Genomic DNA, 9429 nt, shown 5'->3' on the forward strand with positions numbered 1-9429 from the left:
ATAAGTTTACTGTAAACAAGAAAAGTACAAGAGCTATTGATTTTTTTCATAAGATGATTTCTTTATAAATGAATAGTTGTTTCGGATTCATATATAGGACGAAAAAATCGTAGAAGAGGGTGACACGTAGTGTAAAATAATATTTTAAGAAATAAGAGGCGGTTTTATTTGTAAGTGTTCCATTTCTTTTCCTGTAAGTGTCTTTTTGCCAGTAAATTCAAATCCTAGTTTTAAATACAATCTTTTTGCATTCGGGTTATCTTTATCAACTAATAAACCTAAGGTTTCTTTTCTTTTAGAAACGTATTCATCAATTAAAAAGTGCAACATTTTAGACCCAAGACCTTTACCTTGATAGTTAGGGTTTACGCCGATACAGTCAATGTAAAACTCACCTTCTTGAGTTTCGTCTTCACATTGAAAATCTCGATTGAACATGGTTTTTACCAAATAAGCTACAGGAGTTCTTAGTTTTTCTAAGTCGGCTCCGTTATAAACGTTTGCTACAGCGGTAGTATTACCATTATCGTCAATCACCCAACAGTTTTCGTAAGAATATTGATTTTCCTTTTGAAGAATTAATGTTTCTAAAAAAGAAAGTGCTTTTTCTCTTGAGTTTTCTCCTATGAATTCATACACGATATCCTCCATTGCTAACATCATATAAGTAGCAATTTCTTTGGTGTCTTGTGGAGTAGCTTTTCTAATAATCATGTTAGTTTTTCATGTTGTTATAAGAAAGATAAAATTAAAACTACTTTTTAGCTCTTTCTACCAATTCTAATTGTTCTATTTTGGCTTCGGTTGTGAATAAACCGTAATTGATAAAGGCTTTTTTCTTTTCTATTTTGTCAATGGTACCTACAGCATTTCCATCTACTAAACGAACCCTGTCATTAACTTTAAAAACATAAGCAGCTTTTTCTTGGGCGATTTTTTCAGCTTCTTTTTTCTTCTCTTCTCGAACTTTTACTACTTTTTGAAGCACTTCTTTCTCTACTTTTTTAATAGCTTCTTTTTGTTTTTGTGCTGCTACTTTTTCTTCCTGCTTTTCTACTTTCGTTTTCTTTTTAGGAGGATTCTTCTTTAAGTGTTTTGTTTTTTCAGCAGTAACCCATTTAAAAAAGTTAGTAGATAATTCCTTTTTATTGTTAGTTTGAAAATACTTATTCAATAACTCGTTAATCTTTCTACCTAAGGTAAGCATACGTTGGTTATTGTCGTATAGTTCTTGGAAACCTTCTAGTTTTTCGCGAATTCTTAATTCTTTTTCTTGAAGATTCTCAATGTGCTCTTGTCCTTTTGATTTTTGCTTGTCTAAGCTTTCAGAAGTTTTTTGTAAACGATTTCGCTCTTTTTGAAGTTTAGAAATCGTTTTGTCTAAACGTACTTTTTCAGTTTCTACACGCTTTTTAGCTCTGTTAATTAAGCTATACGGAATTCCGTTTTTCTGTGCTACTTCAAACGTAAAAGAACTTCCAGCTTGCCCGATATATAATCGATATAAAGGTTCTAAAGTGCGTTCATCAAACTGCATATTGGCATTGGTAACGTTTTCTAATTCATCTGCCAATACTTTTAAGTTAGCGTAGTGTGTAGTAATGATTCCGAAGGCTTTATTTTCGTAAAACTCTTCTAAGAAAATTTCAGCTAAAGCACCTCCTAATTCAGGGTCAGATCCCGTACCGAATTCATCAATTAAAAATAAGGTATTGTCATTACATTTTCTTAAAAAGTAACGCATGTTTTTTAATCGATAACTATATGTACTTAGTTGATTTTCGATAGATTGATTATCTCCGATATCTGTTAAAATCGTGTTGAACAATGTTGTTTCACTACGTTCATGAACTGGAATTAACAATCCGCTTTGCAACATGAGCTGTAGTAAACCAATTGTTTTCAGTGTGATACTTTTTCCTCCCGCGTTTGGACCTGAAATAACAATAATTTGTTGTTTTTCGTTTAGTTCAAGGGTTTGAGGTATGGTTTCAATATTTTTAGCCTTATTTTTTTGCCATAAAATAGGGTGGAAGGCATCTTTTAAAAATACCTTTTTTTCTTTAGTTATTTTAGGTAATAAACCGTTAATGTTTTTAGCATATTTAGCTTTGGCACCTACAACATCCAAATGTGTTAAAAACTTGAGGTATTCAGTTAAAAGTGGAGTATAAGGACGTATTTCAGTAGCTAAAGCTCTTAAAATACGAACTACTTCTTGCTTTTCTTCGTATAATAAGTTTTGTAATTCTCTACTGTAAGCAAGTGTAGCTTGCGGAGCAATGTATACGATATTACCAGATTTAGATGAGCCTAATAAACTTCCCTTAACTTTACGTCTATGCATTGCCAAAACAGCTAACACACGTTGGTTGTCGATAACCGTTTCTTTAATATCGTCTAAATATCCGCTTGATAAATTTTTACTTAGAGCGCGAGAAAAACTCTCTGATATTTTACCTCTAACAGCACCAATATCTTTACGTATTTGTTTTAAAGTAGCAGAAGCATTGTCGGCAACTTCACCATACGGGGTGATAATTTTTTTGATACTATCAACAATAACTGTGGTGAACTCAACTTCATCACTTAAAATAAATAAAGAAGGGTAGTAGGTTTCAAATTTTTTTAGAAACTTTTTTAGCTCGTTTACTGTTTCAGAAACAGCAGCTACTTTTAAAAATCCGTCAGTTTCTAAAAAACTATTTTCAATAGCAAGTCGCTTAATTTCTTCAGAAATATTTTCAAAATAATGATTAGGAATTCTGTTTTCGTTTTGAAAAGAAGCTAAGTATTCATTAACCATATTCAATTCGAAAAATAATTTTTTCTTATTAGCTATTGGTTGAATTAGCATGGTTTTGTCTTTTCCTAAAGAGGAGATACAGTGTGTAGCAACTTGTTCTAAAACCGTTGTAAACTCTAAATCTTGAAGTGTTTTTTCTGAAATACTCGTTTTCAAATTTCTATTTTTGTTTTTTTAATGTCATATCGAGAAAATAACTCGAACTGACAGAAATTTTTTGAGAATCACAAAAATAACAAACAATGCAAGTAAAAATTAACGATAGCTGGAAAAATATTTTACAACCTGAATTTGAGAAACCATATTTTGAAAACCTTACCAGTTTTGTTAAAAGTGAATATTCAAAACACACCTGTTATCCAAAAGGGACAGATGTTTTTGCAGCGTTTGATTTTTGTGACCTAAATAATTTAAAAGTAGTGATTCTAGGTCAAGATCCTTACCATGGAGTGGGGCAAGCAAATGGATTGTGTTTTTCGGTTCATGATGGTATTACACATCCACCATCACTCATCAATATTTTTAAAGAAATTGAAACAGATGTAGATATTCCGTATCCAAAAAGTGGTGATTTATCACGTTGGGCAAAACAAGGAGTACTCTTGTTAAATGCTACTTTGACGGTTAGAGCAGGAGAGGCAGGGAGCCATCAAAAACAAGGTTGGGAACAGTTTACTGATGCCGTGATTCAGAAAATTTCCGAAGAAAAAAATGATGTAGTGTTTTTGTTATGGGGTGGCTTTGCTAAGAAAAAAGTAAAGTTAATAGACGATAAAAAACATCACATTTTAACTTCTGGGCACCCTTCACCATTAAGTGCCAATCGAGGTTACTGGTTTGGTAACAAGCATTTTTCTAAAACCAACAACTTTTTAAAAGATGTTGGTTTAGCTGCTATTCAATGGTAATTTCAGGGAGTATTGTTTTGTTGTAATAGGGTAAGATAATAGCATCTAACATATCTTCAGTAACATCAGGATAGTGAACTTCAACAATTTTGTTTGAGTTAATCCACTTTTCAATTTTTGGTAATTGTTTTTTGCTTAATTTTTTTACAACCGTAACCCCCATTTCTTTTAAAGTGATAGCGTTACACTGCTGTTCGTATTGGTTTTTCATAGGAATTACTAACAGTTTTTTACGTAGGTATAAAGCTTCGGTGGGGGTAGCAAAACCTGCACCGCAAATAACTCCTTTAGAGGAAGCTATACTTCGAATAAAAGCATCATCATTTATAGGAAGTATTGTAATGTTGTGAAAAAACTGATGTTCTTTACTTTTCTTTGAAAATACCTGCCATTTAATATCTTTTATGCTAGAAAGTGTTTTTACTATTTTCTCATCACTATAAGAAGGAAGGTACACGGTATAATGCCCTTTGTTAGTAATGTTTCGGTAGCGAATTTCTTTTCGAATGATAGGTAAGAAAGTAGAAGACGAGTGTGTTTTAAAGTGAAATCCGAATTTATTTTTAGCTGGAGCGTAATATTTGATTATTAATCGTTCTAGCCTAAATTTTTGATAGGCTGAATTTTTTTCGTTTAACAATGCATTTTGATTGCTTAAAGAAATAATAGGTACATTTCTAAATAAGCAAGCCCAAGCTGAAATAGGTTCAAAATCATTGATTACTAAATCGTATTCTCTTACAGGAAGTGTTTTAATTTCTTGGTGTATTTTTTTAAGGTTTAAGTCTTTTAAAGTGCTAATCAGGTCAATTCCTCCCTTTTTACCAAAAACGAATCCTAAACCATATAATTTATATTTTATATTAAAAGGAAGTCCTATTTCGTATTGTGATCCGCTTACAAGTATATCTACCTCACCACGTCTTTGTAAATGAGGAATAATTTCTAAAGCTCTACTTGCATGTCCGTTTCCTGTTCCTTGAAAAGCGTATAGTATTTTCATTTGCTTGTTTTTTAATTGTTTTTTTAGAAATTTAACAAGGTCAATAGATGGTGTTGACCGTTTCCTAATTAAATACCCATTATGACTTCATAATTATTGAGTTTTAATATTAAACTCTTTAAGTAACTCTGTAAAAAGTTCGCTGCTATTGTGTTCTAAACTTACCAATTCTAGGTCTTTTACAGTATAATTCAAATGGATATTTTTAGCTATTTCGTCTTTTTCGTATTCGTACAAAGACCAATTGTTGTTTTTGTATTCTAAAGCAGTTAAGTTTTCTATCCAATCGCCAGAATTTAGGTAAGTGGTAGTTCCTTTATCTGTTTCAATAATTCTTATTTCTGGTTGATGAATATGACCGCATACTACATAATCATAACCTTCATCTATAGCGATATCTGCTGCAGTAGTTTCAAAATCATTAATGAATTTTATAGCGCTTTTTACGCTGTTTTTTATCTTTTTAGAGAAGGATAATCTTCCATACCCTATTTTATGACTAATCCAATTAACAATGGTGTTGATAAGAATTAAAAAGTCATAGCCCATTCCGCCTAGTTTGGCAAGCCATTTCGAATGTTGCATGGTAACATCAAAAACATCTCCGTGAAAAAACCATCCTTTTTTACCGTCGATATCTAACACAACTTTATTTACAATTTCAAAGCTTCCTAAACGGAATCCTCTAAATTTACGTAGCATTTCATCATGATTTCCAGTAATGTAGTATACCTTTGTTCCAGAGGTGATAAAATTCATCAATTGTTTGATGACTTTCATGTGTGGTTTAGGAAAGTAACGCTTGTTAAACTGCCAAATATCAATAATATCTCCGTTTAGAATTAGAAATTTCGGATTGATAGTTTTTAGGTAATTGTGAAGTTCTGTAGCTCTACAACCAAAGGTTCCTAAATGGACATCTGATATTACAGCAATATCTAATTTACGTTTTTTGTGTTTTTTCATTCTGAGTATACTTCGATGTTTCTCAAAGTTATCTCTCGAATGTTTTTAAAAGATGAAGTAATTATAAATTCTTGGTAATAAAATCTTTATTAAAAAGTATTGAAAAAGTTATGTAAAGGTTTTGTTACTTAGAAAATAGAAAATAGAAAATAGAGAAGAGAGAAGAGACTATAAAAAAACTCCAATTTGACAAAGTCAAATTGGAGTTTTTAATTGTTATATGTTGTTTACTGTATAAGATGTTAAAAATTTTAATTCACTAATCTAATAATCCGACGATCTAACAATCCAACACTCTAAAAAAGATTATTTATTGTGTAATACCCAAGTTCCTTGTTCTAATAACGGAATGGCTTGCTTGAACTTAACATCTTTTTCTTCACCAGTCATCACATTTTTAATAGTCACTTTTTCGTTACGACCAATTTTAGGCTGTTCACGTACAACTGTTTCAACTATTTGTTGCTCTTGTGTTTGTTGATTACGTGCACTGTTAATAGCTTGCTGAGTAGAGTTTTGAACCTCGTCTTTACGTAAATCTAATTGCTCACGTTGTTGTTCACGAGCCTCAGATACTTGTGAAGCTTCTTGACTAGGTAATTTTCCTTTAAATAAGAATGATAACACCTCTTTGTTAATCTTATCAATCGTTTCTTGGAATAACTCGAAAGCTTCAAACTTATAAACTAATAACGGATCTTTTTGTTCGTACGTAGCGTTTTGAACGGTTTGTTTTAACTCGTCCATTTTACGTAAGTGATCCTTCCAGTTTTCATCAATAATTGCTAAAGTGATGTTTTTCTCAAAATCGTTTACTAATGATTTACCTTCAGTTTCGTAAGCTTCTTTTAAGTTAGTAACTACTTGTAACGTTTTAGTTCCGTCAGTAAAAGGAACTACAATACGCTCGTAACGATCACCCTCGTTTTCAAAAACATTTTTGATAACAGGGAATGCGTTAGCGGCATTCCTTTCAGCATCATTTTTATAATGCTCAGTTACAATTTTATATAACTTATCAATTAATTCTTGTTCTGGTGTTTTGTTGAATTCTTCTTCAGAGAAAGGAGAAGTCATTGCTGAGAAACGGATTAATTCAAATTCGAAGTTTTGGAAATCTTTTGCTTCTTTGTTTTGCCTTACCACAGAATCACAAGTATCATAGATCATGTTTGCGATATCAATTTGTAAACGTTTTCCATCTAAGGCATGACGACGACGTTTGTATACAAACTCACGTTGTGCGTTCATAATATCATCATACTCTAATAAACGCTTACGAATTCCGAAGTTGTTTTCTTCTACTTTTTTCTGAGCTCTTTCAATAGATTTTGAAATCATAGAATGCTGAATTACTTCACCTTCTTTTAATCCCATTCTATCCATCATCTTCGCAATTCTTTCCGAACCGAATAAACGCATTAAGTTATCGTCTAAAGCTACATAGAATTGAGAAGAACCTACATCTCCTTGACGTCCTGCACGACCACGTAACTGACGGTCTACACGACGAGAATCATGACGCTCTGTACCAATAATAGCTAAACCACCTGCGGCTTTAACTTCATCAGATAATTTAATATCGGTACCACGACCAGCCATGTTGGTAGCAATGGTTACCACTCCTGGTTTACCAGCTTCAGCAACTACATCTGCTTCTTTCTTGTGTAATTTCGCATTTAAGATATTGTGAGGAATCTTACGAATTTGTAACATTCTTCCTAATAATTCAGAGATTTCAACAGAAGTAGTACCAACTAATACAGGTCTTCCTTCTCCAACTAATTTTACGATATCTTCAATTACCGCGTTGTATTTTTCACGTGTAGTTTTGTAAACTAAATCTTGCTTATCGTCTCTTTGAATTGGTCTGTTCGTCGGAATTTCAACTACATCTAATTTGTAGATTTCCCAGAATTCACCCGCTTCTGTAATCGCAGTACCTGTCATACCAGATAACTTACGGTACATTCTAAAGTAGTTCTGTAACGTAACGGTAGCAAAGGTTTGGGTAGCATCTTCAATTTTTACATTTTCCTTAGCTTCGATAGCTTGGTGTAATCCGTCAGAGTAACGACGACCGTCCATAATACGACCTGTTTGCTCATCTACAATCATTACTTTGTTATCCATCACCACATATTCTACATCTTTTTCAAAAACCGTGTAGGCTTTTAAAAGTTGATTCATAGTATGGATACGCTCACTCTTTATGCTAAACTCACGATATAATTCTTCTTTTTGATTAGCTTTTTCTTCAGGAGTGGCTTCACTCTTATCTATTTGACCAACTTTTACACTGATGTCTGGTAAAACGAAGAACGTTTCGTTTTTCGTAATTTCAGAAAGGTGAGCGATACCTTTATCAGTTAAATCAATTTGGTTGTTTTTTTCTTCAATAGTAAACCATAATTCTGCATCAACTTCAGGCATTAGCTTGTTATTGTCTTGCATGTAGAAGTTTTCTGTCTTTTGAAGGATTTGTTTAACTCCTTCTTGAGATAAAAACTTAATTAAGGCTTTGTTTTTAGGAAGACCTCTGTAAACTCTTAATAATAAGAATCCTCCTTCTTTTGTGTCTCCTTCTTTAATTAAACGTTTAGCTTCTGCTAAAACACCTACTAAATATTTATTTTGAAGCGAAACTAAATCGGCTACTAAAGGTTTTAATTCGTTAAACTCATGGTGGTCACCTTGTGGTACTGGTCCAGAAATAATTAATGGCGTACGAGCATCATCAATTAAAACAGAATCTACCTCATCAATAATAGCGTAGTTAGGCGCACGTTGTACTAAATCTTTTTTAGAGTTCGCCATGTTATCACGTAAGTAGTCGAACCCGAACTCATTATTAGTTCCGTAAGTAATGTCAGCGTTGTAAGCTGCTCTACGTGCTTCTGAATTTGGTTGATGGAAATCAATACAGTCAGTACTTAATCCGTGAAATTCAAAAATAGGAGCCATCCACGCACGGTCACGTTTTGCTAAGTAGTCGTTTACTGTAACAACGTGAACTCCATTACCTGTTAATGCGTTTAAGTATACTGGTAGGGTAGAAACTAAAGTTTTACCTTCACCAGTCATCATTTCGGCAATTTTACCTTGGTGTAAAACAGATCCACCAATTAACTGCACATCATAATGAACCATATCCCAAGTAACATCTTTACCAGCAGCATCCCATGAGTTAGCCCAAAAAGCTTTGTCATCTTCAAGAGTAATATGTTCTCTGGTAGCTGATAATTCTCTATCGAAAGGAGTGGCTGTTACTTCTAATTCGGTATTGTTAGTAAAACGTTTAGCAGTTTCTTTTACAGTAGCGAAAGCTTCAGGCATGATGTCTAATAAAACAGCTTCTGATGCTTCGTAAGCTTCATCTTTTAATTTGTCAATTTCAGTATAAATTTCTTCTTGACGATCGATATCTGCACTTTTAGCTTCTTCTTCAAGCTCAGTTATTCTATCGGTAAAAGATTGCGTAGCTTCTTTAATTTTAGCTTTAAATTCGATGGTTTTAGCCCGTAATTCATCATTAGATAAATTGCTTAATGAATTTTCAAAAGATCGTACTTTTTCAACGATCGGTTGTAGTGATTTTAGGTCTTTTTCTTGTTTGTCTCCAACAAATAGTTTTATAATCGAATTTAAAACGCTCATTTGTAAAATATTGTTTTTTAGTTGGTTAAATTGTTTTAACTAACGTTTTTTTGTTTTTATTTTAAGTGCTTAAAAGTAAGCAAAAAAAA

Annotated in this window: 6 protein-coding genes; 1 reads left to right on the plus strand and 5 read right to left on the minus strand. The window is 32.6% G+C overall.

Annotated features, from left to right (window positions below):
• Positions 1-144 precede the first annotated feature (144 nt).
• Together OU788_RS10935 and OU788_RS10940 are read right to left on the minus strand one after the other, a co-directional pair.
• Complete coding sequence (locus tag OU788_RS10935) at positions 145-714, minus strand: GNAT family N-acetyltransferase (protein ID WP_274635201.1); 570 nt, start codon at positions 712-714, stop codon at positions 145-147.
• A gap of 40 nt (positions 715-754) precedes the next feature.
• Entirely contained in the window at positions 755-2962 is a 2208-nt protein-coding gene (locus OU788_RS10940; protein ID WP_274635202.1) for an endonuclease MutS2, read from the minus strand.
• Positions 2963-3048: 86 nt separating this feature from the next.
• Here OU788_RS10940 and OU788_RS10945 point away from each other — a divergent pair, with 86 nt between their 5' ends.
• Positions 3049-3714, plus strand: a complete 666-nt coding sequence (locus tag OU788_RS10945; RefSeq protein ID WP_274635203.1) for a uracil-DNA glycosylase — start codon at positions 3049-3051, stop codon at positions 3712-3714.
• On the opposite strand, the gene OU788_RS10950 is transcribed toward OU788_RS10945, so the two are convergent.
• From OU788_RS10950 to secA, 3 genes are all read right to left on the minus strand, one after another.
• Positions 3701-4717 (minus strand): glycosyltransferase family protein, encoded by a 1017-nt coding sequence (locus tag OU788_RS10950; RefSeq protein WP_274635204.1) that lies wholly within the window; start codon positions 4715-4717, stop codon positions 3701-3703. The two genes, OU788_RS10945 and OU788_RS10950, sit on opposite strands and share 14 nt — an antisense overlap.
• A gap of 93 nt (positions 4718-4810) precedes the next feature.
• The gene (locus OU788_RS10955; RefSeq protein ID WP_274635205.1) at positions 4811-5683 is read right to left on the minus strand and encodes a UDP-2,3-diacylglucosamine diphosphatase; all 873 of its coding nucleotides are present in this window, start codon (positions 5681-5683) and stop codon (positions 4811-4813) included.
• A 306-nt stretch (positions 5684-5989) separates the two neighbouring features.
• Positions 5990-9340 carry a preprotein translocase subunit SecA gene (gene secA / locus OU788_RS10960; RefSeq protein ID WP_274635206.1) on the minus strand — a complete coding sequence of 1117 codons (3351 nt, stop codon included), beginning with the start codon at positions 9338-9340 and terminating at the stop codon, positions 5990-5992.
• Positions 9341-9429 lie beyond the last annotated feature (89 nt).

Origin of the sequence: Tenacibaculum sp. L6 (assembly GCF_028823685.1) — a bacterium.
Classification (GTDB): Bacteria; Bacteroidota; Bacteroidia; order Flavobacteriales; family Flavobacteriaceae; genus Polaribacter.